The sequence below is a fragment of the Myxococcus virescens genome, from assembly GCF_900101905.1.
Classification (GTDB): Bacteria; Myxococcota; Myxococcia; order Myxococcales; family Myxococcaceae; genus Myxococcus; species Myxococcus virescens.
This window is the reverse complement of the sequence record NZ_FNAJ01000021.1, coordinates 100,801-125,974: the sequence shown is the minus strand read 5'-3', so window position 1 is coordinate 125,974 and position 25,174 is coordinate 100,801. Positions and strand designations below refer to the sequence as shown.

The following is a 25,174-nucleotide window of genomic DNA, read 5'->3' as shown; positions in this document are numbered from 1 at the left end:
AACTCGTCCAGGAGTCGGCGCTGCAGTTCCTCCCACACGCCCGCTCGCGTCCACTCCTCCAGCCGGCGCCAGGCAGTCATCCCGGAGAGGCCGAATTGCTTGCGAGGCAGCATCTCCCAAGGGATTCCGCTGCGAAGCACGAAGACGATGGCCTCCAGGGCCGCGCGGTCATCTGCACGAGGACGTCCGGACTTCTTCTTTGGCTTCGGTGCTGGCAGCAGCGGGGCCACACGCTGCCAAAATGCGTCGGGGACGAGCTCTCGGACCATTTCCGAAAGGTGGGCATGCGCAGGACAGGCGACCACTCCAGGGCAAGCGACTACTCCAGCCCTTACTTTCGTTAGGTGCTCTAAGGGGTTGCCGCTGGGGTAAGGCAGACTTGCCAAGCGTCATGCCAGGAACGAGCGCGGGGGAGTGGGTCAAACACATCCCAGGTGGAGCGCGTGATGGGTCGCAAGTTCGTGATGCGCCGCGATGACGGTAGTGATGTGATTTGTTTGTAATTGATTCGCTCTCGGCTTCATGGGCGGTCAGGTTTTTGTGCTGTGATTGGTCGCCGCGAAGGGCGACTTCCCCGACAGGGCGAGTCCCATCTGGAACCATGCTGGACACGGCCGGGCTCTCCCGAGTCGTGCCCTTCCTTGTCGCTCAGCGGGATGCTGAAGCGGGCTCCTACGAGGGCCGTGCTGGAGCAGTTCGACGCCGGGGGGGGCGACTGGTGTAGCCCCCCTGAGGAGTTGGACATGCTCGTTCTGGCCGGAGTCACCGGAGGGCGCGGGCCGCCCTACCGGCCAGCGGTGGGCAGTCGGGCGGCAGCACCTTGAGGACGCCGATGTTCTCGTCGCGGACGCACAGCCACCCGCTTCTAGCGCAGCGCCGCGACGGCCGCGCCGACCTTCGCCACCGTCACCGACACGGGCGTCGTCACCTCTGGAGCGAAGATGGCCACGCGGAGCTCCTCGAAGGCCCACCGCAGCTCCTGCGCCGCCTCCTGGTCACGCACGGTGGCGCGCCTGGCGAGGAAGGTCTCCCACAGGGGAGTGAAGGGCGCGGCCTTCCCTGCGTCCTTGCTGGGGTTCGCCACCGCACGCGACAGCCGTGCCTGGGCCGCGCGGAGGTAGCGCGGGTAGTGGAGCAGGCGCACGAAGGGAATCCACTCGATGAGGTTCGCGGGGAACAGGTGCCCGAGCTGCGAGCGGATGTCCCGCACGGCCGCCGCGCCGCTCGGTCCCCTGGATGCCGTCTTGAGTGCCGCGAGCGTCGCGGCGAGCTCCGCGGAGGTGACAACGACAGCGTTCGCCCAGTCCCGGGCCGCACTCTCGATGCGCGGTGAGCCCTCACGGACGAGCGCCTCGAAGGCCGCCTTTGTGCGAGGCAGCGGCGCGCCCGGTGCGAGCTTGAACGCATCGTCGACGCTGCGTGCGAGGACGAGCGCCCGGAAGGCGTCGGCCTGGCCCCGTGCGGGCGGCGCGCCGTCCAGGGACGGGAAGGGCGTTGGCATGCGCGCGGCGCTGACGGCTACGTGCCCGCGCGCGGCGAGCATCAGGAGCCGGCGGACCCCCGTGCGCGTGGCCGCGTCAGCGGCGGCGGATGTCTCGAGCAACACCAGGTCCACGGTGGCGCCCCGGTCGACGAGCGCGGGATAGCTGCGGACCTCGAGGTTGCCGACCCGCCGGGTAACCACGGCGGGCAGGTCGCCGAAAGTCCAGGCGGTCAGCCCCTTGCGCTCCCAGTCCGACGCCGGCGCCGCGCTGCGCAGCGCCGCCCGTGCATGGCCTCCGTGCTGCTTGAGCAGCGCGTCGACGTCGCGGCCCCGCGCGAGTTCCTTGCCCTGCGCGTCGAGCACCCGGAGCGTGATGCGCAGGTACGGCACCACGGCATCCGCCCGGAAGGACTCCTCGGTCACTTCCATGCCGCACAGGCGGGACACCGCACGCGCGAGCGCTGGAATCATCGGCCCGCGGAAGGGCACCAGTTCCTTCTCGAGACGGTCGACCAGATCCGGCAACGGCCCCAGCTGCTTGCGCTGGGCGCGGGGGAGCTGCTCGAGCAGGGCGGTGAGCTTCTCCCGCTGCCACCCGGGGATGGTCCAGTCGAGCTCACCCGGGGCTATCTGGGCGAGCAGCAGCAGCGGCACGCTCAGGGTGATGCCGTCGTCCTCGGCCGAGGGGTCGAAGGTGTACGTCACCGGCACGGACGCGCCGTGCAGCTTGATGGCATCCGGGTAGTGCGCCGGGGACAGGCCCGGGTCGTGCGAGAGGGCATCCTCCATCGAGAGGACGAGCACGTCGGGGTCGGCCGCCTCGGCCTTGCGACGCCAGACCTCGAAGGCCGCTCCGTCCGTCACATCCGCCGGGACGCGCTTGTCGAAGAAGGTCAGCATCGCCTCGCTGTCGAGCAGCTCGCTGCGCCGGGCCTTGTCCCGCAGGCGCGCCACGCGCTCGAACACCTGGCGGTTCTTCTCCTGGAACGCCCCTCGGGTGCGGTACTCGCCCCGCACCAGGGCGTGCTCGAGGAACATCAGCCGTGCTTCGGCGGGGTCCCTGCTGGCCAGGGGCACGGGGCGCTCCCTGAAGACGGTCAGCCCGAAGAGGGTCGCGTTCTCCTTCACGATGGCGCGCGCGGACTTCTCCGACCAGTGCGGATCGGAGTAGCTGCGCTTGAGCAGGTGGGGGGCCGCCGCCGCGAGCCACTCCGGGTCGAGCTTCGCCACGGTGCGCGCGAAAAGCTGGGACGTCTCCACGAGCTCGAACGCCATCACCCAGGCAGGGGGCTTCTTCGCGAGCGCCGACGAGGGGTGGACCATGAAGCGCGTCTGCTTCGCGCCCGTAAAGTGGCGCTGCTCCGGATTCCACTGGCCGATGCGAGACAGGAGCCCGGTGAGGAGCGCCTGGTGCAGGCCGTCCCCGCGCGCTGGGGCGCCCCGGCCCTTGCGCGGCAGGCGCAGCTCGCGGACGGTCTCCTCGAGCTGGCGCTGGACGTCCCGCCACTCGCGCACCCGCAGGAAGGACAGGAAGTTGTCCCGGCACACGCGCCGCAGATGGGACGTCCCCCGGCCCTCGGCCTCGCGCACGAACGCCCAGAGCTTGAGGAGCCCCGTGAAGTCCGAGTGCTCGTCACGGAAGCGCCGGTGCAGTTCGTCTGCCTTTTGCGCGAGCTCCCGTGGCCGCTCGCGCGGGTCCTGCAGGTTGAGCGCCGCGGCGACGATGAGCACCTCGTCCAGGCACCCGTACTCGGCGCCGGCGAGAATCATCCGCGCAATGCGTGGGTCCACCGGGAAGCGCGCGAGCTGGTGCCCCAGTGGCGTCAAGGTGCGCTCCTTGCCCTCGATGGCCCCGAGCTCCTCGAGCACCCGCCAGCCCTCGGCGATGGCCTTCGGCTGGGGCGGGTCGAGGAAGGGAAAGTCCTCGACGTCACCGAGGCCGAGGGACTTCATCCGCAGGATGACCCCCGCGAGCCCGGTGCGCTTGATTTCCGGGTCGGTGAAGGCGGGCCGCGTGGTGAAGCTCAACTCGTCGTAGAGGCGCACGCAGATTCCCTCGCGCACGCGGCCGCAGCGCCCTTTGCGCTGGTCGGCGCTGGCCTGGGAGACTGGCTCGATGTGCAGGCGCGTGGTGCCCGAGCGAGGCTCGTATCGCGACAGGCGCGCCACCCCCGTGTCCACGACGTACACGATGCCCGGGATGGTGACCGACGTCTCCGCGACGTTGGTGGCGAGGATGACCCGGCGCTGGGGGATGGTGGCGAAGACGCGTGACTGCTCGGCGGCCGACAGGCGCGCATACAGCGGCTGCACCACCGTGCCGCGGAGCTCGCGCGCGTTCAGGGCATTCTCGGCCTCGCGGATCTCCCGCTCCCCGGGGAGGAACACGAGGACGTCCCCGTTCGGGTCGATCGAGATGACGTTCGCCACCGCATCGGCGACGGCGTCGGCGAGCTCGGCGTCCTCGTGGGGCGGCTCGTAGAGCACGTCCACCGGAAAGGTACGGCCCTCCACCTGGATGACCGGAGCCCCTCCGAAGAACTGCGAGAAGCGCTCGGTCTCGATGGTGGCTGAGCTCACCACCACCTTGAGGTCGGGGCGTCTGGGAAGGATGCGCTTGAGCCACCCGAGCAGGAAGTCGATGGTGAGGCTGCGCTCGTGGGCCTCGTCGAGCACGATGGTGTCGTAGCGGCGAAGGAGCGGGTCGCTGTGAATCTGCGCGAGCAGGACGCCGTCGGTCATGAACTTCACGGCGGTCTGCCGAGACGAGCGGTCCTCGAAGCGAATCTGGTACCCGACGTCCGTGCCCAGCTCGGTGCCGAGCTCACGTGCCACGCGCGCCGCCACGCTCGTCGCGGCGATGCGCCGGGGCTGGGTGACGCCGATCTGGCGAGGGCGGCCGCGCCCCATGGCGAGCAGGATTTTCGGCAGCTGCGTCGTCTTCCCCGAGCCGGTGGCCCCCGCGACAATGACCACCTGATGGGCGGTGATGGCCGCGGTGATGTCCTCCACCCGGCTCGAGATGGGGAGCTCGGGGGGGAAGCGCAGGGTGGGCAAGCCGCCGGGGGTGGGGACAGGTGAGTCGCCGGACATGGCAGCATGGCCTATCACTGAAGCGAACGTTCCGCCCCTGACGAATCGTGTGGGCGCCTGCGCGCCCGGCATTCCTGGAGGGATTCTCCCTGCGCGCCCATACGCACCAGCATGCGGTCGTGGGCCTTCCGTGGACGGAGGAGCGCCATCCGTCGCCGCCCGGTGTCAGGCGCGGGCGTCGGCGAGCACGGGGAGCTTGCTCGCCTTGTGCGCGTGCTCAGCCTGGGCGGGCTGCTCGTCGTTCAGCACGGCGTGCGACCAGCGATGGCCGCTGATGACCTTCCCGGCGTGGCCCTCCTTCACACACAGGGAGCTGCTTCGGGAAGACCTCGCAGCGAATCAGGAGGTGAGTGCCCGCCTGCCGCTCGTCGAAGAACTTCTTCAGGGCGGCTGGTAGCGCCCGAAGCGGGAATAGCGCCCACCGGCAGCAGCCTGCGCGGTGGCAATCTTCGGCAGCGCGTTGTTCAAGTTACGTGGGCCCTTCGGCTTGGGTTGCATCAGCGGCGAAGTGCGCTGGCCCCACGTCAATGCGTGTGGATTCTGAGGGTGGCTCAGCCTTGGACGTTGGGACGTTCATGTGTCGCGGGGACGTTTGACGCGTCAAACTCTGAGACTGACGCGTCAACGCCCATTTCTCGCATGAATCTTCCCTCTCGACACTGACGGAGGGACATTGGCACTCGTGATGCAGTGAACGCCGTCTCTGCCTGAGCGGCAGATTTCACTGGAGTGACGAATGCTCAAAACCGGGCTCTGCTCCGATGGCGTGGCCCTGTGTGCGACATATGGATTTGAAGCGACTGCGACCCTTTCTAACTGCAGGGCTGATCAGCGTTGGAGTGGTCGCGTGTGTCAGGATAGATGCAGAGACGACCAGATTTGGAGCGCGCGCGTCGGCAGGCGCCAGAATAGATGCCGCAACGATCAGGCGCGGGAACATCGCTACCGCAAGTGCAAGAGAAATGTGAGATCGGCCAGAAATGGAATGGCCCGAAGTGCGTCTGAATAGGCGCGACAACGATCACAAACGCTCGAAACTATTATCACCAGTCCTCCCTTCTGCGCGCCCAGGGGCGCGATCCAAAATAGGGCATGCCTCTTGGTGGCCTCTTGACGCTATTGCTGACGGAACGTCACAAATGGTGTGGTCGTGGGCATCGCCTGATTTTGACTCCTCCTAAGAAAGAAACCTGCATGAGCTACTACCTCAACCTTCGGAAAAGCCTCATGCTGACTGCCTGGGTCGCCATCTTGCCATCGGTTGCATTCGCAGAGCACGGCGACGAGCAGAAGAAGGCGTGCGAACGTGTTGGAAAAACGCCCATGACGGATGTGCTCGTCATGAAGCAGCAATGTCGAGTGATGTGCGTAGGTAAAGGCGAAAAGCCCTCATTTGAGCCGCTGGCTGACGGCGCCAGATGTGAGGTGACTGGATTTGGAAGGAAGGTTGGGACCTGCAAGGCCGGCATGTGTCAAATGAAGTCAGACTAAAAATGCCCCAAGTTCGCGAAGCATCGCTTCTGCGGCGTGCCCTCCGTCTGTTCAATGAAGCGGGCGAAGTCGCGGGCCTTCTGGAAGGCCCCGACGCGCTCGTCGGTGTGCTGGTACAGATCCACCTCGACTGCGTCGGCGAGCTGCCCCTGACGGTGACACCGGCCGATGCATCGGGAGTCCTTGTGTAGCGAGGCCGGTTGACGTGTCAGTGTCTGCGGCTGACGCGTCAACTGGCATGCGCCACAGAGGCTTTCTTTTCCCCTGTTATCTGTCTTGACGCTGCCGAAGGCGGAACGGCATGATTTCCGCTTCGTGTTACGGGTGTCATTCCAGGAGCGATTCAATGAAAATGCATGTCGTAGTAGGTGCAGTGCTCTCGATTCTCTTTTTCTCGGCAGATGCCAAGGCCGAAGACCAGGCGGACGCTGAGTGGACGAAGCACGCCAACAATGCTTGTACCAAGGCAGCGGGGGGAAAGACCGCTACGGTTGTCCCTGATTGGTCGGTGATAGATGTTGAGAAGTGTGGTGGGGTTGAATGCAAGGCGTCTGATGGACGCAAGTTTAAGGTGAATCTGCCTAATGGAGCCCCTTGTATTAAGTACATGATTGTCACTCCGCCCCCTCGGCCAGTGAGAGGGACGTGCAGCAATAGTCAATGTAGAACGTAGGCGGTAAATTGGGGGCACGTTGGCGCTAGCGCTTCGCCGCGCTCTGGGGTGTTACACAGTCGTGGGTCGCGAAGCTCAGCTTGTGCGGCGTGCCCTCGGTCTGTTCGATGAAGCAGGCGAAGAAGTCGCGGGCCTTCTGGAAGGCTCCGACTGGTCCTGCAGTTGCAGTTTGTGTCTGGCGCCACGTGCTCGGTAGTGGCAGCGCATGGCGACGGCTTGATGGTGCCGTCGCCACCGACTCCACAGGAGGACATGGGCAACTGGCGGGAGCGTGCGCCGCCAGAGGGCCAGCAGCTGGCGCCGAATCTCCTGGACGGAGTAGCGGACGAGGGCTGTCAGTGAAGGCCCTGCCGGACGAGAAACGCCCGCATGGGGTTTCTTCGCGACGGCAGGCCGAGCGCTTTTGGGGGCAGTCCCTCCTTGGGTGCGAGATTGGCCATGGCCCGCGCATTGGGAAGGAAGACGTGAGCGACGAGGCACAGCGTCATGTGTCGATGCCAGGCTGTCCAGGTACGCACTTCGTAATCCCCCAGCCCCACCTCGCCCTTGGCTGACTCGAAGTCGTCCTCAATGGCCCACCGGTTTCCCGCGGCTCTCACCAGCGAGGCCAGCGAGGCGTTGCGCCGTGCGTGGGCAATGTAGAAAGCCATCTTCCCGTCCACGAGGCTGCGACGAAATAGAAGCCACCTCGATAGGCCCAGGTGCCGGTTGAGACGCATTCGTGCCCAGTCATAGAGGCGTGGGCCCTTGCTCCCCGGGCCCGCTGAGAGATGGACCAGCCTGTGGGAGGGACGAGTTGCACCATGTCTCCTGGCTTCACCTGGCAGAAGCCCTGCGAGACGTGCGTATTGGCCGCCACCGTCAGCACATAGGGCTGGCGCAATTCCTCCAGGATGCGTCGCAACATGTTGTCACGCCCGTAGACTTCGTCCACCACCACCCACGCCGGCTTCAGTCCTGAGGCCAATACCCGTTGCAGTGAAGTTGGCCGCTGGTGTCCATCACCCTCGGTAGGTATGGCGGGCGCCGGAAAGCAAGACGGTCCGGATTTCCGTCTGAGGCGCGGTTGAATCACCAGGTTGCATCCCAGTAGCTTCCCGCTCGAAAGGGTGGGTGCTCATGAGGCTGATGGCTGCTGCGTTGTCCCTTGCAGTTCTGTCCGGCTGCAGTTGCAGTTCACCCGAGCCGAAGGAACTTGCGAAGCAACCCACAGCCGCGGAGGTGTTGGGGGGCAAGCCCGGTTTCACTCCCCGCTACGAACTCATAGACATGGAGCGCCCCGACATTGCGGGGGTTCCACGCCTGGTCGTGCGGGTGCGCGTGCCTCGTGGGCTTACGCGGGAGGAACTCGAGCAGAACGTCCGGCACGCGCTCCTGCACTTCTACGAGAGCGCACCCGTGAGGCTCGGAGCCGTCAGTGTGGGCGCGTACGCGTCGGAGCGATTGAACATGGGCGCCGACGCGGCGCTTGGCGAGTTCGCTCCCGGCGGGCAGTGGGGGGAAGCCGATCCGGCCGTCCCGCTTTCCGCGTGGCAGGCGAAGATCAGCTTCGAGGAGCACTACTTCCGGACCGTGGAGGTGCTTGCCAAGGGGGCGCGTGCCACGCTCGTTCTTTCCTCTGAGTTCTCGAACACCATCAGCCTGTCACGGAAGGCAAACCAGTGGCTCGAAGAGGACATCCTTGCGGAGTTGAAGCCCGGCGTGCCTGTGGTCGTGGTCGGGCATGAGGACTTCGGCAAGGTTGGTGTGCGCTACGAGGTGGAGACGGCCAGCAAGCCGAAGCGGAAGGGATGGGTCCACAGCTTCAATTTGAAGCCTGAATAAGCCCGCCCCCTGAAGAAGCGAGGCGGGCCAGGGGGACGAAAGAGCCCAGCATGCCGTCACCGGAAATGCTGCTCGGAGGGAGCGTCGACGCGCGCTCCGACCTCTTCACGCTGGGCGTCGTGCTGCTCGAACTGGCGACGGGGAAGAACCTGCTCTTTTGCCCGGACGACACCACGCCCGAAGTCATGGGCTCGTTACCCATGAAGAAGCGTCGGCGGGTAGTTCGGGCAATCAAGCGGGCTACGCTCATAGGAGCGCCGCCGTTGGTGTCCGACGCGATTTGGCGCGCGGCCACCCTGACGGCTGCGGACGTAGACGCGATGACCGAAGGACTCCCCCAGGGCCTGGGAGTGACGCTGAACCGGCTACTTCAGGTTGCCCTTCGGGAGCGTTACCAGTCGGCGAGGGGGGGGCGGCCGACCTGACGGCCTGGCTTGGCGGTACTTTCGCGAAGGCCGATGCCGCAACTGAGCTGAAGTCTCGGGCTGCTCAGGCAGAAGCGGCGCTGGATTCGATGGCGACCCTGCCGCCTCGTGGTCGCGGCAAGCGCAAGCCGGATGATGTGACGACGGCGTGATTGATGTGCTTCTGAGCCGGTCGACGCAGTCGGGAAACAGGCTGCGTTGGTCCCTGAAGGAACAACAGGGAGCGGCCAAAAAACGAACGGGGTTGGACGGTTTGACCCGTCCAACCCCGCGTTTTTACAGTGTCCCCGACGGGATTCGAACCCGTGTTACCGGCTTGAAAGGCCAGCGTCCTGGGCCTCTAGACGACGGGGACAGCACACCTTCACTTCAACTGCATGAGTCGCGGGGGGCTCGAACCCCCGACCCTCGGCTTAAAAGGCCGGTGCTCTACCAGCTGAGCTAGCGACTCGCACTATTCTTTTTTAAATTTTTCGCCACCACCCCGGAAGCCCCCGGGGCAGGCGCTTCCTACCAGCACTCGGCGACGCTTTCCACTGGCGAGCGCATGGAGCTGTTTCTGACAGCGCTCCGACCGCTTTCCGGTGAACGTCAGGGCCAGCGCCCTTCGCCGCGTGTCACCCCGTGGCGATATACAGGAACCATGTCCCAGGACGTACATCCGGATGAACAGGAGACCGAGGACGACGCCGAGCGGGCCCCGTTCCGCCGCTACCTCACCCGGGCGGGCGCCGAGCGCCTGCACCGCGAGCTCGTCCACCTTCTCAACGAGGAGCGCCCCAAGGTGACGGCCGAGGTCTCCGCTGCCGCCGCGCAGGGCGACCGCTCCGAGAACGCCGAGTACATCTACGGGAAGAAGCGCCTGCGCGAAATCGACCGCCGCCTCCGTTTCCTCCAGAAGCGCCTGGACACCGCCACCATCGTCACGCCCGCCGAGCAGACCGACCGCTCCCGCGTCTTCTTCGGGGCGACGGTGAGCCTGGAGGATGAGGACGGCGGCCGCAGCACCTATCAGATCGTCGGTTCCGACGAGATTGACGCCTCGGGCGGGCGCATCAGCGTCGAATCCCCCATGGGGCGGGCGCTCCTTCGCAAGGCCGTGGGGGACTCGGTCGAGGTGCGGCGGCCACGCGGGGACATCGAACTCACGGTGGTGGACATCCGCTACGAATAGGTGGAAGCCATGCCTCGGATTCAGCCCATCAACCCCCGCTACCGTCGCATCTATCAGGCGCTGAGCGGGCCGGACCTGGCCGTTTCCGAAAGCGCGGGGATGACCCTCGAAGACCTGGGGCTGGGCAGCGCCGAAGCCTCCCGCGGGGACCTCGTCTTCGGCACCTACAGCCCCCAGGGGCTGGAGCGGGCCCTGCGTGCCTACGGGCTGTTCCAGCGCGTCGAGGAGCGGGTGGGGCCGCTGGAGCTTCGCGTTGTGTGCACGGACCCGTACCGGCCGCGCATCATCCTGTGGAGCAGGCGGTTCTACGTCCCCGTGGCGGACCTGGACCTGCGGCGGACGACCGGTGCGGAGGTGGGGCTCGGTGACGCGCTCGCCGCCACGCCGCTGCTGTACCTGGACTCGCTGTTGCTCCAGAACCCGGGGCGCGCCTTCGACTGGAACCGGCCGCCGCTGCCCGGGCAGAACCACCCCGGGCTCAAGCTCGCCGGCCACATCCTGGACGTGCTCCTGCTGATGGCCCGCCGTATCGGCACCGAGGCCTTGGCCCTCACGCCGTCCACCTTCGCCGCCGCCTGCGTCTATGACCGCCGCTTCCTCTTCGTGGATGGCGCCGCGCAGGGCCGCTTCCTCGCGCTTCGTCAGGCGGGGCGGCACCTGCCGCGCTGGCTCCATGCGTGGGCGGTGGAGCTGCACTGCATGCGCGACGAGCACGGAGAGGCCGTGGCCTTCAAGCCTTCGCCCATGGTGTCTCCGCTGAGCTCGCGGCTGGGGCTGCACTTCGATGCGAACACGTGGGATGACGCGCTCCAACTGGATGCCCGGCGGCAGCTCACGCTCGATGAGGAGACGCTCCAGCGGCGTTTTCCCTGGGAGCGGATGCCCCCGGGGCCGCCGCCCGAGCGGGTGGCGGAGCTGCTCGGATATGATCCGCTCGCACCTGTCGTGGCGCACTGAACGGACGGCCGCTCGTGCTACAGGGTTGATCCATGGTGACTCACCGAAAGGCGCCATGCGGACCGCCGTCATCCCCGGCGTCTGGGGCGTGGGGTTTCGGACAGCCGCACGTCCTGGCGACAAGCAGGCTGTTTCCCCTGACGCCGGTGCCTATAGTGGTCAGGAGACTCACCGTCGCACGGTCCCTCGCGGTCGCAGCCGAACCTTCAGGTCGCGCAACCCACGATGCGTAAGAACTTCATTCTCGACACCAACGTCCTTCTTCACGATCCCCGCAGCATCTACGGCTTCAAAGACAACAACGTCATCATCCCCATCTACGTCATCGAGGAGATCGACCAGTTCAAGCGCGATCTCTCCGAGCTGGGCCGCAACGCGCGCCTGGTGGCGCGCTACCTGGATTCGTTCCGCGCCGAGGGCTCCCTGAAGGAAGGGGTGCCTCTGCCGCACGGTGGCTTGTTGCGGGTGAGCTTCACCGAACGCGCGCTGCCTCCGTCGATGGCGGACAGCAACCTGATGGACAACCGCATCCTCGGGGTGGCGCTCGACCTGATGGAGGCGGAGCCGGACACGCAGGCCGTCTTCATCACCAAGGACACCAACCTCCGCATCCGCGCCGACGCCCTGGGCCTCATCGCCCAGGACTACGACACCGAGCGGGTGGAAATCACGGAGCTGTACACCGGCTTCGCCGAGCGGCTGGTCCCCAAGGACCTGGTGGACCAGATGTACCGCCAGGGCGCCGAGGTGGAGCTGCCGGACGCCGAGTCCCTGTTCGCCAACCAGGTGGTGCTCCTCAAGGACGAGACGAACCCGTCCCACACCGCCATGGGCCGCTACAACGGGTCCAAGGGCCGCCTGGTGCCCCTGGTGCGGCAGATCAAGGACGGGACGTGGGGCGTCCGCCCGCGCAACATGGAGCAGGCCTTCTGCCTGGACCTGCTGCTCAACGACGACGTCAAGCTGGTCACCATCGTCGGCAAGGCGGGCACGGGCAAGACGCTGCTGGCCATCGCCGCGGGCCTGCAGAAGGTGACGGAGGAGGGGCTCTACCAGAAGCTGCTGGTCAGCCGTCCCATCTTCCCGTTGGGCCGGGACATCGGGTATCTGCCCGGCAGCGTCGAGGAGAAGCTGAACCCCTGGATGCAGCCCATCTTCGACAACGTGGAGTTCCTGATGAACCTCAGCCGCGCGGACAAGAAGGCCGGGCGCGGCTACCACGAACTGCTGGACCTGGGGCTGATGGAGATCGAGCCGCTCACGTACATCCGTGGCCGCAGCCTGCCCAACCAGTTCATCATCGTGGACGAGGCCCAGAACCTCACGCCGCACGAGGTGAAGACCATCATCACCCGCGTGGGCGACAACACGAAGATCATCCTCACGGGAGACCCGTTCCAGATCGACAACCCGTACGTGGACGCGACGAACAATGGCCTGGTCCACGTGGTCAACCGCTTCAAGAGCGAGAAGATCGCGGCGCACATCACCATGTCCAAGGGTGAGCGCAGCGCCCTGGCCGAGCTCGCCGCCAACCTGCTGTAGCCTCTGGTACGAGACATGACGAAGGAAGACGCAGGAAGTCCTCCCACCGGCGACGGGGAGAAGAAGCCCCTCATCGAGTACCCCTCCGTCTACACCTTCAAGGTGATGGGCGCGCAGGGGGCCGGCTTCGTGGAGCATGTCCGTGAGCTGTTCAAGCGGTTCCTGGGCACGGAGCTCTCGCCGGACTCCATCCACGAGCAACCCAGCAGCAAGGGCAAGTACGTCTCCCTGAGCGTGTCCGTGTACCTGCTGTCCGAGGAGCAGCGGCGCGCCATCTACGATGGGCTCCACAAGGACGAGCGGGTCATCTACTACTTGTAGGGGGCCGTGGCTGGAAGTCTCTGGAGGAGGCGGGTATATGGGGATCCATGAGCCCGCCTGAGCCCTTCCCGCTGTATCACCCCGCGGATGTCCGGCGCGCCTTCAGCTCGGATGACGCAACGCGGCGCTTCGCGAAGGTGGCCCAGCTGGAGCCCGGCTCGCGCGTGCTGGTGCTCGGCTGTGGTCCCGATGGAAGCGCCGCGCTGCTGTTGGCCCGGGAGATGGGCTGTACCGTCGTCGCGGCCGACACCGACGACGCCCTCCTCAACCCGGTGCGTGAGCGCGTGCGGGCGCAGGGGCTGGCGGAGCAGATTGAAGTCCGCCGCGTGTCGCTGGACGCGCTGGGCCTGGCCGACGGGGAGTTCAACGGCATCCTCATCCAGGGCCGTGTGCTCTACCCGTTGAAGGCCACGCTGGCGAACATGCGCGATCTGCTGTCGAAGCGCGGGCGGCTGGGCTTCACGTTCCCCGCGCGGGTGGGGCGCTTTGCTCCCAAGGCGGCGATCGACTTTTGGGAGCGCCGCGTCGCCGGGCCGCTGCTGCTGCCGCGCGAGCTGCTGCAGGTGGTGGAGGGCGCCGGCTACGAGCCCGAGTCCGCCGAATCGCTCCATGACGCGGAGCTGGACGCGCACTACCGGGACATCGAGACGTTCCTGTCGTCCGTCCCTGGCTCGCAGCCCGCCGCGCTCCGTGAGGAGCTGGCGCTGCACCGCGAGAGCAACGGCAAGGCCAGCGTCAGCTACGCCTTCGTGGTGGGCCGCCGCAAGGAGCAGGGCGAGAAGCCCCCAGCGTCCCGCGACCGCGGGTAGCCAGGAGCGGCACCCGGCGGGCGCTCAGTTCATCGCGCCGGTGAAGTCCACCAGTTCGACGGACTCCGGAGCCACGGACATGGTGACCTGCTCGCGGTAGCCGGCCGCGTCGCCACCCACTTGGAAGGGCATGGGGTTGGCGAAGCGGATGGTGACCTCGCGGGCGTGGAAGTCCATCAGGCCTTCGGGGAACCAGCGGCCGTTCCATAGCTTGGGCAGGTGGGTGAGCACCTGCGTGGGCGTCACCTGCCCCAGTCGCAGCTGCATGAAGCCCGGGCGCTGACCCGCGAAGGGGAACATGCGGAAGCCGTAACCGTAGAAGGGCATGGTGCCCGCCGCCGCCATCATCAGCCGGCCGCGGAAGAGGGTGGCGCCCGGGGCCAGCGGCTCGCCCATCGCGCCGCCATCTGGCCCCAGCCGGTAGGCCTCGGAGGCGCCATTGACGACCTCACACTCCACCCAGTGGGAGTGGGTGAGATAGTGAGGCACCGTCTTGCAGGCCACCGCGGAGAAGTACCCGCCGCTGCCGCTGAGGACGCTCTTGAAGAAGCCCTTGCCCAGGTGCTCCTTCACCCAGATGTAGTCGTTGAGCACCTTGCCATCCACGCCCAGCCCGGCGAAGGGCGCGCGCTGCCCGTCCACCATCAGCAGGTCCATGGGGCGGTAGCCCGGAACCTCGCCCGTGCGGGCGCGCAGCACGTCATTGAGGATGCCGTCGCTCCGGGTGCCGGAGGCGTTGACGTAGGCGGCCAGGCCATTGCCGGTGCCCAGCTTGAGGATGCCGAAGCGAGGCGCCGTCTTCCCCGCGAAACGGCCGCGCGGACCCACTTGATGGAGGACCTCGTTCACGAAGCCCATGAAGGTGCCGTCACCGCCGCCCGTGAACAACATGGGGTAGCCACGCTCCAGCACCGTCTGGATGATGCGGCGGGCGTCCAGCGGCGAGCGGGAGAGGAACAGGTCCTGCTCCGGCACCACGTGGGACAGGGACTTCACCACCCGAGCGTCGACCTTCCGGGCGTTGGCGTTCAGCAGGACCGCGACCTTGGGCTCGGCGGTGACGTCCGATGTGGGCGCACGGCGGAGATCGGGAGAGCGGAGGGGCTGGACCAGCATGAGGGCGGCTCCGAAGGTTGCGCCGGTGGGGGACCGGGCGGCGACACCCGTACCCAGTGCACAATCCTCGCCAAGCCATGATGCAATGCGTTAGCAGGCGAGGGGGCTTGAGATTCCAAGGGGTTGAATCGTTCCCTGGTGCCCAGAAGCCCGGCCGGTTGCTACCTCGGGGTGACGGCGGTGTAGAGCGCGTTACGCACCCGTGGCGTGCGGGTGGCACGGCTGTGACGCGGTGCGTGTGGGCCTGCGCACTGCGCTACGCAGCGGGGAGTGCCACCTTCAGGTGTGCGGCCCGGTGGCCCCTCTCGTTTGACAGCGAGGGGTGGGTGGTTACGTTGGGCGTACATCAGAAGTTTTCAGAAAAAACGCAGTCTTTTCCAAAGGATAGGAACCGTGGGCAAGATTATCGGGATCGACCTGGGCACCACGAACAGTGTGGTCGCGATCATGGAGGGTCGCGAGCCCAAGGTGATCGTCAACGAGGAAGGCAGCCGCATCACGCCCTCGGTGGTCGCGTTCACGAAGGACGGGGAGCGTCTGGTCGGTCAGGTGGCGAAGCGCCAGGCCATCACCAACCCGGAGCGGACCATCTACTCCAGCAAGCGCTTCATGGGCCGGCGGCACGACGAGGTGTCCGAGGAGGCCACGCTGGTCCCCTACAAGGTCGCCCGGGGGCCCAACGGCGATGCGCGCGTGGACATCGACGGCAAGCAGTACAGCGCGCCGGAGATCAGCGCGCAGGTGCTGCTGAAGCTGAAGCGCGCGGCGGAGAACTACCTGGGTGAGAAGGTGACGGAGGCGGTCATCACCGTCCCCGCGTACTTCAACGACGCCCAGCGCCAGGCCACCAAGGACGCGGGTGAAATCGCGGGCCTCACCGTGCGCCGCATCGTGAACGAGCCGACCGCCGCGGCGCTCGCGTACGGTCTGGACAAGAAGAAGGACGAGAAGATCGCCGTCTACGACTTCGGCGGTGGCACGTTCGACGTGTCCATCCTCGAGGTGGGCGAGAACGTGGTCGACGTGCTCGCGACCAACGGTGACACGCACCTGGGCGGTGACAACATCGACCTGCGGATCATGGACTGGCTGATCACCGAGTTCAAGAAGGACACGGGGCTCGACGTCAGCAAGGACAAGATGGTCCTCCAGCGCCTGAAGGAGGCCGCGGAGAAGGCGAAGATCGAGCTGTCCGCCGCGATGGAGACGGACGTCAACCTGCCGTTCCTCACCGCGGACGCGACGGGCCCGAAGCACCTCAACGTCAAGCTCACGCGCGCCAAGTTCGAGGCGATGATCGACGACCTCATCGAGCGCTCGCTGGAGCCCTGCCGCAAGTGTCTCAAGGACGCGGGCGTGGAGCCGAAGGACCTCAACGAGATCGTCCTCGTCGGCGGCACCACGCGCATCCCGAAGGTGCAGGAGGCCGTGAAGCGCCTGTTCGGCAAGGAGCCGAACCGCTCGGTGAACCCGGACGAAGTCGTCGCGGTGGGCGCCGCGGTGCAGGCCGGCGTGCTCTCCGGCGAGGTGAAGGACATCCTCCTGCTGGACGTGACGCCGCTGAGCCTGGGCGTGGAGACGCTGGGCGGGGTGATGACGAAGCTCATCGAGCGCAACACCACCATCCCCACGCGCAAGTCGGAGACCTTCTCCACGGCCGCGGACGGCCAGACGCAGGTGGAGATCCACGTGCTCCAGGGCGAGCGTGAGATGGCGGGCGACAACCGCAGCCTCGGCCGCTTCCACCTGACGGGCATGCCGCCGGCGCCGCGTGGCGTGCCGCAGATCGAGGTGACGTTCGACATCGACGCGAACGGCATCCTCAACGTCAGCGCCAAGGACAAGGCCACGGGCAAGGAGCAGAAGGTCACCATCACCCACTCGTCCGGTCTGGCGAAGGACGAGGTGGAGAAGATGGTCGCCGACGCCCGCTCCAACGAGGCGGCCGACAAGACCCGCCGCGAGCTGGTGGAGATGAAGAACCAGGCGGAGAGCCAGTCCTACGCGGCCGAGAAGCTGCTGAAGGAGAACAAGGACAAGCTGTCCGCGGACACGGCGAAGGCGCTCGAGGACGCGGTGGCGGAGATCAACAAGGTCCGCGACGGCCAGGACAAGGACGCCATCAAGACGGCGCTCGATGCGCTCCAGGCCGCCAGCTACAAGGCCGCCGAGGAGATGTACCGCGCCACGGGCGGCGCGCCGGGCGCCGAGGGTGCTCCGGGTGCTGGTCCTTCCGCGGCGCCGGGCTCGCAGGCCAGCCCCAAGAAGGACGACGTGGTGGACGCCGAGTTCCGCCAGTCCTAGTTCGGAAGCGGTGAGCCGCTGAAGTAACGCAGAGGGCCGGTGCTCCCACGCGAGTGTGGGGCCGGCCCTTCTGCTTTGCGGGGTGGAGGGGTGTTCCGAAAGGGAGGATGGGCGTACGGGAAGCGGGACGTCGGGCCGTGCCAAGGGGTTGATGGGACTGGGGCAAGGACTGGCGGCAGGGATGCAGGGGCTGGCGTTCCATGTCCCGCATCCAGTCGTCACCGTCCTTCCTTCCGCCCGGTACCGCTCCCTCCGAGGGCGCCGCTGCGCCGGCGGTCGTTCCTCCTCCCACTCGCACGGCGCAGTGCCGGCCGGCCTCCGCCGTGGCGTCGTCGACGGCGGAGCCCTACCGGGGGCCTTCCTTGGGGCGTCCACCGGCGCTGTCTGTGCCCGGGCCGCGCTCGGGGCCTCGCACGGGCGCCGACAACCAGTTCGACTTCGGCGTGGGCGGCGCGTTTCCACCCAGGCCTACGGGCAACCTGATGGAGCAGGTGCGGCAGGGGGCGCTCACGGCCGCTCAATCCGAAGCCGCGGCTGCCAGCCGGTTGATGGGGGATGGTGCCGCCGTGGATGGCTATGCGCGCATCCACCTGGACCACCTGAAGCCCAGTCCGCCCATCCTCGGCGCGCCCACGTCCTTGACGGACTACACCAGCAGCATTCCGGACGTGGCGCCCGCCCAGGCCTACGCCTACTTCGTCCGTCACCCATCGGCGGTGTTCGAGGCCGCCGGCATCCGCGTCCGGCCGGCGACGGCGGCGCTGGTGGATGGCGCGAAATTGTTCCTGGAGGAGACGGGATTTCCGCCCGTGTGGGCGCCCATCACCGTGCGCCTGGAGCCGGGCGCGAACACGCTGCACATCACCACGCTGGATGGGCACCCGCTGCGCGGCACGAATCGCTTCGTCTTCGCCGAGGACGGCGCGGGGGGCACGCAGGTGCGTCAGTACTCGGCCTTCCAGGGCAGCTCGCCCGCGACGTCGGTGGGCATGACGCTGATGGACCCCATCGAGCGGCAGCACGACATCTGGCGCGCGGTGCATGCGCACCTGCATGACACGCTGAGGCCTCGCTGATGGCGCCCGTGCTGCGGACGACACCTCCCGGGCATGACGTGATTCTCTATGACGGGCACTGCCGCCTGTGCGGTGGGGCGGCCCGGCAGCTCCAGCGGCTGCTGGGCGGGACGGGGACGCGCCTGCGCTCGTTTCGAGAGGACGGGGTGCTGGCATCCTTCCCGGGTGTCACGGCGGACCGCTGTGAGCGGGCCCTGCAACTGGTCCTCCCGGATGGGGCCGTGGTGGAGGGGCTGGAGGCCATTGTCCTGGCGCTGGGCCGACGGCCGCTGGGACGGCTGCTCCGTGTGTACTACGTGCCGGGCCTGCGGCAGCTCCTGGATGCGCTCTACCGCGTCGTGGCCCGCCATCGCTTCCGCATCGCGGGACGTCAATGCCCAGACGGAGCGTGCGTGGTCCACTTCAAATAGGACGCGCGTGGCGGATAGCATGGCGGTTCCCCGCCACCTCGGGTTCGTCCGTGCAATCTCCACCGTCCACATACCTCCAGGCCGCGCGCGCCTTCCGGCACTTCTTCACCGAGCTCCGGGATGCCTACCTGGAGCGAGAGACACTCTTCACGCAGCTGGAGCTGGCGCTCCTGGGGCGCGAGCACGTGCTGGTGGTGGGCCCCCCTGGAACGGCCAAGAGCGCCATCGCCAGCGCCGTCCTGGGGCGCATCATTGACGAGCGCACGGGCTTGCCGTCGCTCTTCTCCAAGCAGCTGGCCGAGTCCACCGTGCAGACGGACCTCATCGGCCCGGTGGACTTCAAGGTGCTCACGGAGACGGGACGCACCGAGTACCTCACCGACGAAGGCATGCTGGGCTCCGAGCACGCCTTCCTGGACGAGATCTTCGACGGCCGGGACATGCTGCTGCGCTCCATCCTCAACGTGCTGCATGAGCGGGAGCTCAAGCACGGCCGCCGGGTGACGACGGGGCGTATCGAGTGCGTCGTCATGACGAGCAACCGGTATCTCTCCGAGGTGCTGGCGCGCTCGCCGGAGCTGCTCTTGGCCTTCGCGGACCGGCTGAGCTTCATCTGCTTCGTGCCCAAGTCGTTCGCGCGCCGGGAGAGCCGGGCGGCCATGCTGCAACGCTTCTCCCATTTCGCCCGGCCGGACCTGCGCGCGCAGCTGTCGTTGCAGCAGGTGGACCTGCTGCAGGACGCCGTGACGAAGGTGGTGGTGCCCAGCCACGTCATGGAAGGCGTGGAGTTGCTGGCGGATGCGCTAGAGCGCGCGCTCGCGGCCCAGGTGGCGAAGCTGCCGGACTACGTGCCGACGAAGTACTTCTCCCAGCGCTCCGTGGTGAAGGCGCTGTGGGCGCTGAAGGCCGCGGTGGTGCGGGATCAAATCTACCGGCGCCCCGAGCGGGCGTTGGAGGCCACCGTCGAGGACCTGGATTCGCTGCGCTGGTTCTTCCTCCTGGGAGGACCGCCAGCGGAGGAGACGGAGGCGCTGCTCAAGTCCGTGGTGGACCCTCGGGAGCGGGCGCAGCTCGAAATCGTCCGCCTGGAACAGCGCGCCTTCGACGAAGCGCTGGCCAAGATACAGCGGGAGCTGGGGGGCGGCGTGGAGCGCGAGGCGCAAGCGCTCGGGTCCTCCGAAGAGGTGAGCTCCGTCGAGTCCGTGAGCCGCAACTGGCAGCCGGGCGTTGTCTCCACCACGGCGCGGGCCTTGTTGACCAAGCTGGTGCCCGGGCCGCGCCACGCGCAGAACCGGATCCCGTTGGTGGCGGCGGCGCGGGCCCTGGTGGCGGCGCAGGAGCAGCGGCTGGCGCGTGGCATGGCGGGGCACGGTGAGGGGCGGGGCGGCATCGCACTGCTGGTGTCGTTCGGCGACGTGCTGACGCTCTGTCGCGGCGTCCCCGAGCTGCGGCCGGGCTACGGGGCGTTGTGCGAGGCAACGGCCCGCTTTCTGGAAGGTGCCCAGGAGATGATCGCCCTGTCCGCGGAGAGCGTGGACTTCGAGGACGGGCTCAAGCTGGAGGGCCTGGTCGGGCTGGCGGACAACCTGGAGGAGGAGCTTTCCCAGACGGGAGAGCTGGCGGGACAGCTGTCGGACGGCGCGCCCGCCGCATCGGAGCGCCTGCTCACGGCCGAGGCTGAGGTCCGGAGCCGGGTCGTGTCCGCGCTGCGCCGGCGCGCTGTGTTCTCGTTCCAGGGCAACCTGGCCCGGGGACGTCGGGAGCCGCTCGAAGCGCTGGCGGGAGATTCGCGCCGCCTGACGCAGCTGGAGAACGCCCTGGCTGTCCTGGACCCCACGCAACAGGGCCTCAAACAGGAGCTGCTGCTCCCACTGGGCATTGCCTACGCCCGGGAGGTGCTGTCCTCCACGCCCTTCGAACGCATCGAGCAGTACGGTCGCGCGGTGCAGTCGGTGGCGGAGAACCTCCGGCGTGAGGGGGTGTCCGTCGACGCGGTGTTCGCCGAGTGCCGGGAGATTATCGAGTCCCGGCTGCGCGAGCATGCCCATCTCCTCACGCGCGATGTGCCCAGCCCGCCGCCCGCGTCCACGTCGGTGCTCAACGGGGACGCCTACGTCTTCTACCGGGGCGACTTCGCGGCGAAGGCGCCTGATGGAGAGCTGGCCGCGCTGCTGGGGTTGGATGGACAGCTGGCCGCGAACCACGGCGCTGCCTCGCCCGGCTTCCTGTCGGAGGCCGTGCGTTCGGCGGTGGCCCAGGCAGAGCTCGGGTTCGTCCAGACGCGCGTCAAATACCTGCGGAGCTGGCTGACCCAGCTGCTCACGTCGCTCCCACCGCCTGAATCCATGACGGAGCGCACGGATGCCGAACGCACCGTGGACCGGCTGGTGCGCAGCCGCTTCCCGATGCTCGCGTTGAAGGAAGGCGAGCTGGTTCGGCTGCGGGGTGTCCTCGCGTTGCTGGGGACCATGCCCGGTGACCTGGGCGAGGGGGCTCGGCGTCTGGAGGGGCAGCTGCGCGGCATCGACGAGGACTTCGGGCGCTTCAGCAGGCAGGTGCTGGCGCGGCGGTCCACACCATGACCCGGCGCTCCCGCGGGCGACTGGTTGAAGCGGAGAGGGGGCGCTGAGCGTGTTGGCCCGGCGCCTCGCGGATCTCCGGCAGCGGCTGGATGCGCTCCACCAGCCCGCGCCTGCTCGCGGCGGTTGGCGGGCGTGGACGCTGCTGGGGCGACGTGCTCGCGGGCCCGAGGATGTCGCGCTGCCAATGCTGGCCTCGCTGGACCGGGACCTGGACCGGGTGGGCGTGCACACGTCGGCGGACGCACGGCTCCTCAAGGAGCTGGGTCTGCGGAAGGGCAGGGCGGGGGCACTGGCGCAGGGGCTGCTCGACAGGGCCCATCAAGCACTCGAGGAGGTGGAGGAGTGCCTGGTGCTCGTGGAGCGGGCCTGGCGCAAGGGAGAGTCGCTTCCCGGCGCGGTCGCGGTGTTGGAGAAGGGCTTCATCCAGCTGGCGCGCGTGGTGAAGGTGGCGGACCTCTTCGCCCGTCCTCCGTCGGAGCCGGAGGAGGACGACGCGGCGCTGGAAATCTACGGGCGCATCGATGGGAGCACCCCGCGTCTTGCGCCCACCAGTGCGCGTCTGGCGGTGGCGGAGTTCTTCGCGGAGCGGGCCCGGGCCAACCCCACGGACGTCATGCAGAAGCGCCGGGACCTGGACCTGGCGCACGAGCTGCTCATCCGCCTGGGCGCGGACCACGACCGCGAGCGAGGCATGGTGCTGCGGCGCCAGGTGGCCGAGGCCCGCGAGCGGGTGCGGGCCGTTCCAGCCGTGCGCTCCATGGAGGAGTTGCTGCGGCACGTGCGTCACACGGCCCGGCGCGAGCCCCAGGTGGCCTACCGCTCGTTGAAGGGGCTCTACGAGCGGGCCTTGGAGGCAGGGGACGCGGCGCTGGCGGACGCGGCCCGGGCGGCGCTGACACCGATGTTGCCGGCACCTTCTCAGCTGTCGTCGCTGATGGAGCGCGCGGAGCTCGATGGCCTGTCGCACTGGTTCGGCGAAGCGCCCACGGCGCCTGACGAAGTTCCGGGCCCTCCGAAGGCCGATGAGCTGCTGACGGACCTGGCCTTCTCCCTGGATCCCGAGCAGCTCTCCACGTTCGAGCTGGCGGCGGGCTGTGCCCGCTACTTCGACGTGGAGGACGCGTTGTCGGAGGAAATCGTCCTGGCGGATACGCGCACCGCGCGGGCGGTGTCCCGGCGTGTCCCGTACCCGACGCAGACGATGACCTACGAGACGACGGGCAGCCTCCACGAGGTGAACAACTTCGTCCTGACGGACCCGCGGATGCTGCTGCGCGACCTGGCCGCCAGTCACCAGTTGGTGCGCGCGTACCTGGACGACGAGCCGCCCCCGCGGCCCCGGAAGGTGAAGCGCACCGCGGTGCGGGTCTACGTCTGCGACGCGTCGGGCTCCATGCACGGCGCGCGAGCCCGTTTCCGGGACGCCATTGTCATCGCGGAGCTCAACAACCTGCGCGTCAAGGCCCGCCGGGGCGAGCACTTCGACCCGCTGTACTTCAGCTTCTTCAATGACGTGCCCACCGAGCTGGCGCGAGTGGACTCCGCGCTGGAGGCCACCCGGCAGTTGGAGAAGCTCTTCCGCGAGTCACCCGCGGAGGGGCAGACGGACATCACGCTCGCGCTGATGTCCGCGTTCGACTCCATCCGCGCCGCGCAGGGGAGGGACCCGTACCTCGCTCGGGCCACCGTGGTGCTCGTCACTGACGGCGAGGACCGCGTGGACCTGGAGCTCATCCGCCGCACCCGCGCACCCATGGACGCGCTGGACATCGCGTTGAGCTTCGTGTCCCTGGGCGAGGAGAACCCGGACCTCCGCCTCCTCGTCCGGGAGCAGCGGGCCGCCGGAGGCCGCGCCTTCTACCACCACCTCTCCGACGAGGAGATTCTGTGGGCGCGCACGGAGTTCGACACGCCCTGGCGCACGTTGCTGCCGCGTGACGTGCCGGCGTCCGGTGATGCGCTGGAGCAGCTCACGCCGCACCTGGAGGCGCTGGAGGCGGTCGCCGCAGGGCGGGCCGCTCCGCGGACCGTGGCGGTGGACGCTTCGTTCGATGCGCTCTTCCCGGAGAAGCCCACGCTGCCCCCCGGAGCCGAGCCGACTGGCAAGGACGTCACGCACCGTGTCGCGGACATCCTGGGCGCGCTGGTGGAGGCGGCGTCGCTGGCCCCCGCGGACCGGCGCGCGGCGGAGAGCTTGCTGCTGCTTCAACACCTGCTGGGTGTGTACGGATTGACCCCGGCGCGCTACCTGTCCGCGTTGTCCGCGGGTGGGCAGGCCACGCAGGAGGCATTGCAGCGCGTGCGGCTGTTGTGCCGGCCCTTCGGGTAGGCTGCGCCCACGCCCATGTTCTTCGGCCTGCTGAGGAGACGAAAGAAGGAGCCGTCGCGCCCAGCGGACCCGCTGGCTGCTTTCGACCAGCTCATCGAAAACCTGGAGCGACAGGCCGCCGAGGTCCGCAAGTCCGCGGCCACGCTGCTGGCGCTCAAGGCGGACCTGGTGCGCGCGGAGGAGCGCTACGCGCGCCGGTTGCTGGAGCTCACCTCGCGGCGTGCCACCGCGAAGGAGCGCGGTGACGCTCGGGCGGTGCGCGTGCTGGAGAAGGACCAGGCGCAGGCGGAGGACCTCCTGGCCAGCACGCGTGATTCGCTGGAGCGGGCCGAGTCGGACGGGCGGTTGTTGCTGGAGGCCGCGAGCGAGCTGGGCGATCGCGTGGCGGAGCTGCGCCACGAGCGGGAGAGCGCGTCCGCGCGGCTCACCATGGGCGGGCTCGTCACCGAGTCCCTGCGCGAGCGCGTGGCCCGTTTCGACCAGGCGCTGGTGGTGGACGCGGCTCGGGATGAAATCGAGCGCGCGCACGCACTGGCGGACATCTACCGCGAGGAGAAGTCGCAGGAGGAATGAGCGCGGCCTTCAGGTCCGGCGCGCTGTCTGGTGCAGCTCCAGGACGATGTTGCCGCCCTTGAAGAGCCGCACCGCGCCGGACGTCTGGCTCACGACCAGGGCGATGCAGCCCGTGGTGGACGTCATGCCGGCGGCGGCAGCGTGCCGCGCGCCCAGACCGAGCGGAATCTTCACGGCCTCATCCGCCGCGGACAGGTAGCGCCCCGCGGCCAGGACGACACCGTCCTCGCGGATGACGAAGGCGCCGTCGAGCACGGAGAAGTTCTTGATGGCCTCGCGAATCTTCGGGTCGAGCACGTTCCGTTCCGCCTCGGAGAGGCCCTGGAACGGGTTGATGGTCATCTGCCGGCTCTTCTCCATCACGGTGTTGTGGGCGCCAATGGTGATGATGGTGCCAATGGGGTGGCCCTCGAAACCTTCCTGGCCAATCTGCAGCGCCAGTTGGATGAGGGCGTCCACCACCTGGGAGTTGAACTCATCGCCCAGCTTCACACCTTCGATGGCGACGCGGTCATCGAGCGAGCCGCCGATGCGCATCTGCATCAGCGTGTCCGGCGCGCGGCCCACCTTGCCCGTCATGCACAGGACCAGGTCACCTTCCTTGAACGCTCCCTGGGACAGCGCGGACACGAGCGCCACTTTGACGCGCTCGGTGCGGGAGTAGTCGTACGCGGGGATGACGAGCGCGCGGACCTTCTTGGCGAGGTGCTCCTCCGCGAGCTTGGGCATCGTGACGGCGTAGACGAGCTTCTTGCGCGCAGGCCGGCCGCGAAACTCTTCGGCGGGAATGGGCGTGTCGCAGATATATAGGAAGTGATCGACTTCGTTCTTGCCGGCCAACGAGAGAGCCGAGCGCAGGAACTCCCGATCAAACTTCGTGTTCTCGGTCAAACGCCCCTCCCTTCACCCTTGGTCATACCCACGTCAGCTTGACACTGAAGACCTCATGAATGAAGCTTTCGGGCCCTTTTTTTGGGGTGCAGGGCCCC

Annotated in this window: 20 protein-coding genes, 2 tRNA genes and 1 pseudogene; 15 read left to right on the top strand and 8 right to left on the bottom strand. The window is 67.8% G+C overall.

The window, feature by feature from the left end; all coding sequences use genetic code 11:
* The 3 genes from BLU09_RS34440 to BLU09_RS39640 form a co-directional block, all read right to left on the bottom strand.
* Nucleotides 1-269: transposase (locus BLU09_RS34440; RefSeq protein WP_143043202.1), on the bottom strand; the 269-nt coding region annotated here is incomplete at its 3' end.
* 596 nt (nt 270-865) lie between these two features.
* Nucleotides 866-4,576, bottom strand: a complete 3,711-nt coding sequence (gene hrpA / locus BLU09_RS34435; protein ID WP_090495230.1) for an ATP-dependent RNA helicase HrpA — start codon at nt 4,574-4,576, stop codon at nt 866-868.
* A gap of 165 nt (nt 4,577-4,741) precedes the next feature.
* A complete protein-coding gene (locus BLU09_RS39640) occupies nt 4,742-4,879 on the bottom strand; it encodes a hypothetical protein (protein WP_244172281.1) in 138 nt (45 codons plus the stop codon).
* Between the two features lie 891 nt (nt 4,880-5,770).
* Here BLU09_RS39640 and BLU09_RS38520 point away from each other — a divergent pair.
* Nucleotides 5,771-6,067 (top strand): hypothetical protein, encoded by a 297-nt coding sequence (locus tag BLU09_RS38520; protein ID WP_143043251.1) that lies wholly within the window; start codon nt 5,771-5,773, stop codon nt 6,065-6,067.
* A 2-nt stretch (nt 6,068-6,069) separates the two neighbouring features.
* Entirely contained in the window at nt 6,070-6,258 is a 189-nt protein-coding gene (locus BLU09_RS38970; RefSeq protein WP_167371217.1) for a hypothetical protein, read from the top strand.
* Between the two features lie 817 nt (nt 6,259-7,075).
* On the opposite strand, the gene BLU09_RS34415 is transcribed toward BLU09_RS38970, so the two are convergent.
* Nucleotides 7,076-7,390 (bottom strand): hypothetical protein, encoded by a 315-nt coding sequence (locus BLU09_RS34415; RefSeq protein ID WP_143043249.1) that lies wholly within the window; start codon nt 7,388-7,390, stop codon nt 7,076-7,078.
* A gap of 469 nt (nt 7,391-7,859) precedes the next feature.
* Between BLU09_RS34415 and BLU09_RS34410 the strand changes: the two genes are divergently transcribed.
* Both BLU09_RS34410 and BLU09_RS34405 read left to right on the top strand, forming a co-directional pair.
* The gene (locus BLU09_RS34410) at nt 7,860-8,564 is read left to right on the top strand and encodes a hypothetical protein (protein WP_143043248.1); all 705 of its coding nucleotides are present in this window, start codon (nt 7,860-7,862) and stop codon (nt 8,562-8,564) included.
* A gap of 53 nt (nt 8,565-8,617) precedes the next feature.
* Nucleotides 8,618-9,141, top strand: a pseudogene (locus tag BLU09_RS34405) (protein kinase family protein); the annotation flags it as partial.
* A 130-nt stretch (nt 9,142-9,271) separates the two neighbouring features.
* On the opposite strand, the gene BLU09_RS34400 reads toward BLU09_RS34405, so the two are convergent.
* A tRNA-Glu gene (locus BLU09_RS34400) sits at nt 9,272-9,344 on the bottom strand.
* Between the two features lie 23 nt (nt 9,345-9,367).
* Nucleotides 9,368-9,440, bottom strand: a tRNA-Lys gene (locus tag BLU09_RS34395).
* Nucleotides 9,441-9,632: 192 nt separating this feature from the next.
* Here BLU09_RS34395 and greB point away from each other — a divergent pair.
* The 5 genes from greB to BLU09_RS34370 all read left to right on the top strand — a co-directional run bounded on the left by greB (nt 9,633) and on the right by BLU09_RS34370 (nt 13,795).
* Nucleotides 9,633-10,163 carry a transcription elongation factor GreB gene (gene greB / locus BLU09_RS34390; protein WP_011553233.1) on the top strand — a complete coding sequence of 177 codons (531 nt, stop codon included), beginning with the start codon at nt 9,633-9,635 and terminating at the stop codon, nt 10,161-10,163.
* 9 nt (nt 10,164-10,172) lie between these two features.
* A complete protein-coding gene (locus BLU09_RS34385) occupies nt 10,173-11,120 on the top strand; it encodes a hypothetical protein (protein ID WP_026114160.1) in 948 nt (315 codons plus the stop codon).
* A gap of 225 nt (nt 11,121-11,345) precedes the next feature.
* Nucleotides 11,346-12,665 (top strand): PhoH family protein, encoded by a 1,320-nt coding sequence (locus BLU09_RS34380; RefSeq protein WP_090495220.1) that lies wholly within the window; start codon nt 11,346-11,348, stop codon nt 12,663-12,665.
* A gap of 15 nt (nt 12,666-12,680) precedes the next feature.
* Nucleotides 12,681-12,986, top strand: a complete 306-nt coding sequence (locus tag BLU09_RS34375) for an HP0495 family protein (RefSeq protein ID WP_090495218.1) — start codon at nt 12,681-12,683, stop codon at nt 12,984-12,986.
* A 47-nt stretch (nt 12,987-13,033) separates the two neighbouring features.
* The gene (locus tag BLU09_RS34370; RefSeq protein WP_090495216.1) at nt 13,034-13,795 is read left to right on the top strand and encodes an SAM-dependent methyltransferase; all 762 of its coding nucleotides are present in this window, start codon (nt 13,034-13,036) and stop codon (nt 13,793-13,795) included.
* A 24-nt stretch (nt 13,796-13,819) separates the two neighbouring features.
* Here the strand turns inward: BLU09_RS34370 and BLU09_RS34365 are convergent, their stop codons facing one another.
* On the bottom strand, nt 13,820-14,911 hold the full coding sequence (locus BLU09_RS34365) for a diacylglycerol/lipid kinase family protein (protein ID WP_090495213.1): 1,092 nt from the start codon (nt 14,909-14,911) through the stop codon (nt 13,820-13,822).
* Between the two features lie 393 nt (nt 14,912-15,304).
* Here BLU09_RS34365 and dnaK point away from each other — a divergent pair, with 393 nt between their 5' ends.
* The 6 genes from dnaK (at nt 15,305) to BLU09_RS34335 (ending at nt 24,185) form a co-directional block, all read left to right on the top strand.
* On the top strand, nt 15,305-17,215 hold the full coding sequence (gene dnaK, locus BLU09_RS34360; RefSeq protein ID WP_090495211.1) for a molecular chaperone DnaK: 1,911 nt from the start codon (nt 15,305-15,307) through the stop codon (nt 17,213-17,215).
* Nucleotides 17,216-17,415: 200 nt separating this feature from the next.
* Nucleotides 17,416-18,291 carry a hypothetical protein gene (locus BLU09_RS34355; protein WP_090495209.1) on the top strand — a complete coding sequence of 292 codons (876 nt, stop codon included), beginning with the start codon at nt 17,416-17,418 and terminating at the stop codon, nt 18,289-18,291.
* The gene (locus BLU09_RS34350) at nt 18,291-18,701 is read left to right on the top strand and encodes a thiol-disulfide oxidoreductase DCC family protein (protein ID WP_090495206.1); all 411 of its coding nucleotides are present in this window, start codon (nt 18,291-18,293) and stop codon (nt 18,699-18,701) included. The genes BLU09_RS34355 and BLU09_RS34350 overlap by 1 nt, the downstream gene beginning before the upstream one ends.
* A 50-nt stretch (nt 18,702-18,751) precedes the next feature.
* Nucleotides 18,752-21,283: an AAA family ATPase gene (locus tag BLU09_RS34345; protein ID WP_090495203.1), complete on the top strand. Its 2,532-nt coding sequence runs from the start codon at nt 18,752-18,754 to the stop codon at nt 21,281-21,283.
* A gap of 49 nt (nt 21,284-21,332) precedes the next feature.
* Nucleotides 21,333-23,612, top strand: a complete 2,280-nt coding sequence (locus BLU09_RS34340; protein WP_090495200.1) for a vWA domain-containing protein — start codon at nt 21,333-21,335, stop codon at nt 23,610-23,612.
* A 15-nt stretch (nt 23,613-23,627) separates the two neighbouring features.
* Nucleotides 23,628-24,185 carry a PspA/IM30 family protein gene (locus tag BLU09_RS34335; RefSeq protein ID WP_090495198.1) on the top strand — a complete coding sequence of 186 codons (558 nt, stop codon included), beginning with the start codon at nt 23,628-23,630 and terminating at the stop codon, nt 24,183-24,185.
* 9 nt (nt 24,186-24,194) lie between these two features.
* Here BLU09_RS34335 and BLU09_RS34330 read toward each other — a convergent pair whose 3' ends face one another.
* Nucleotides 24,195-25,076, bottom strand: coding sequence for a DNA integrity scanning protein DisA nucleotide-binding domain protein (locus BLU09_RS34330; RefSeq protein WP_090495195.1), 882 nt, complete (start codon nt 25,074-25,076; stop codon nt 24,195-24,197).
* Nucleotides 25,077-25,174 lie beyond the last annotated feature (98 nt).

Coding starts and splice junctions, on each gene's coding strand:
- hrpA (WP_090495230.1), bottom strand. CDS start 4,576: ATGTCCGGCGACTCACCTGTCCCCACCCCCGGCGGCTTGCCCACCCTG.
- BLU09_RS38520 (WP_143043251.1), top strand. CDS start 5,771: ATGAGCTACTACCTCAACCTTCGGAAAAGCCTCATGCTGACTGCCTGG.
- BLU09_RS38970 (WP_167371217.1), top strand. CDS start 6,070: ATGCCCCAAGTTCGCGAAGCATCGCTTCTGCGGCGTGCCCTCCGTCTG.
- BLU09_RS34415 (WP_143043249.1), bottom strand. CDS start 7,390: ATGGCTTTCTACATTGCCCACGCACGGCGCAACGCCTCGCTGGCCTCG.
- BLU09_RS34410 (WP_143043248.1), top strand. CDS start 7,860: ATGAGGCTGATGGCTGCTGCGTTGTCCCTTGCAGTTCTGTCCGGCTGC.
- greB (WP_011553233.1), top strand. CDS start 9,633: ATGTCCCAGGACGTACATCCGGATGAACAGGAGACCGAGGACGACGCC.
- BLU09_RS34385 (WP_026114160.1), top strand. CDS start 10,173: ATGCCTCGGATTCAGCCCATCAACCCCCGCTACCGTCGCATCTATCAG.
- BLU09_RS34380 (WP_090495220.1), top strand. CDS start 11,346: ATGCGTAAGAACTTCATTCTCGACACCAACGTCCTTCTTCACGATCCC.
- BLU09_RS34375 (WP_090495218.1), top strand. CDS start 12,681: ATGACGAAGGAAGACGCAGGAAGTCCTCCCACCGGCGACGGGGAGAAG.
- BLU09_RS34370 (WP_090495216.1), top strand. CDS start 13,034: ATGAGCCCGCCTGAGCCCTTCCCGCTGTATCACCCCGCGGATGTCCGG.
- BLU09_RS34365 (WP_090495213.1), bottom strand. CDS start 14,911: ATGCTGGTCCAGCCCCTCCGCTCTCCCGATCTCCGCCGTGCGCCCACA.
- BLU09_RS34355 (WP_090495209.1), top strand. CDS start 17,416: ATGTCCCGCATCCAGTCGTCACCGTCCTTCCTTCCGCCCGGTACCGCT.
- BLU09_RS34350 (WP_090495206.1), top strand. CDS start 18,291: ATGGCGCCCGTGCTGCGGACGACACCTCCCGGGCATGACGTGATTCTC.
- BLU09_RS34335 (WP_090495198.1), top strand. CDS start 23,628: ATGTTCTTCGGCCTGCTGAGGAGACGAAAGAAGGAGCCGTCGCGCCCA.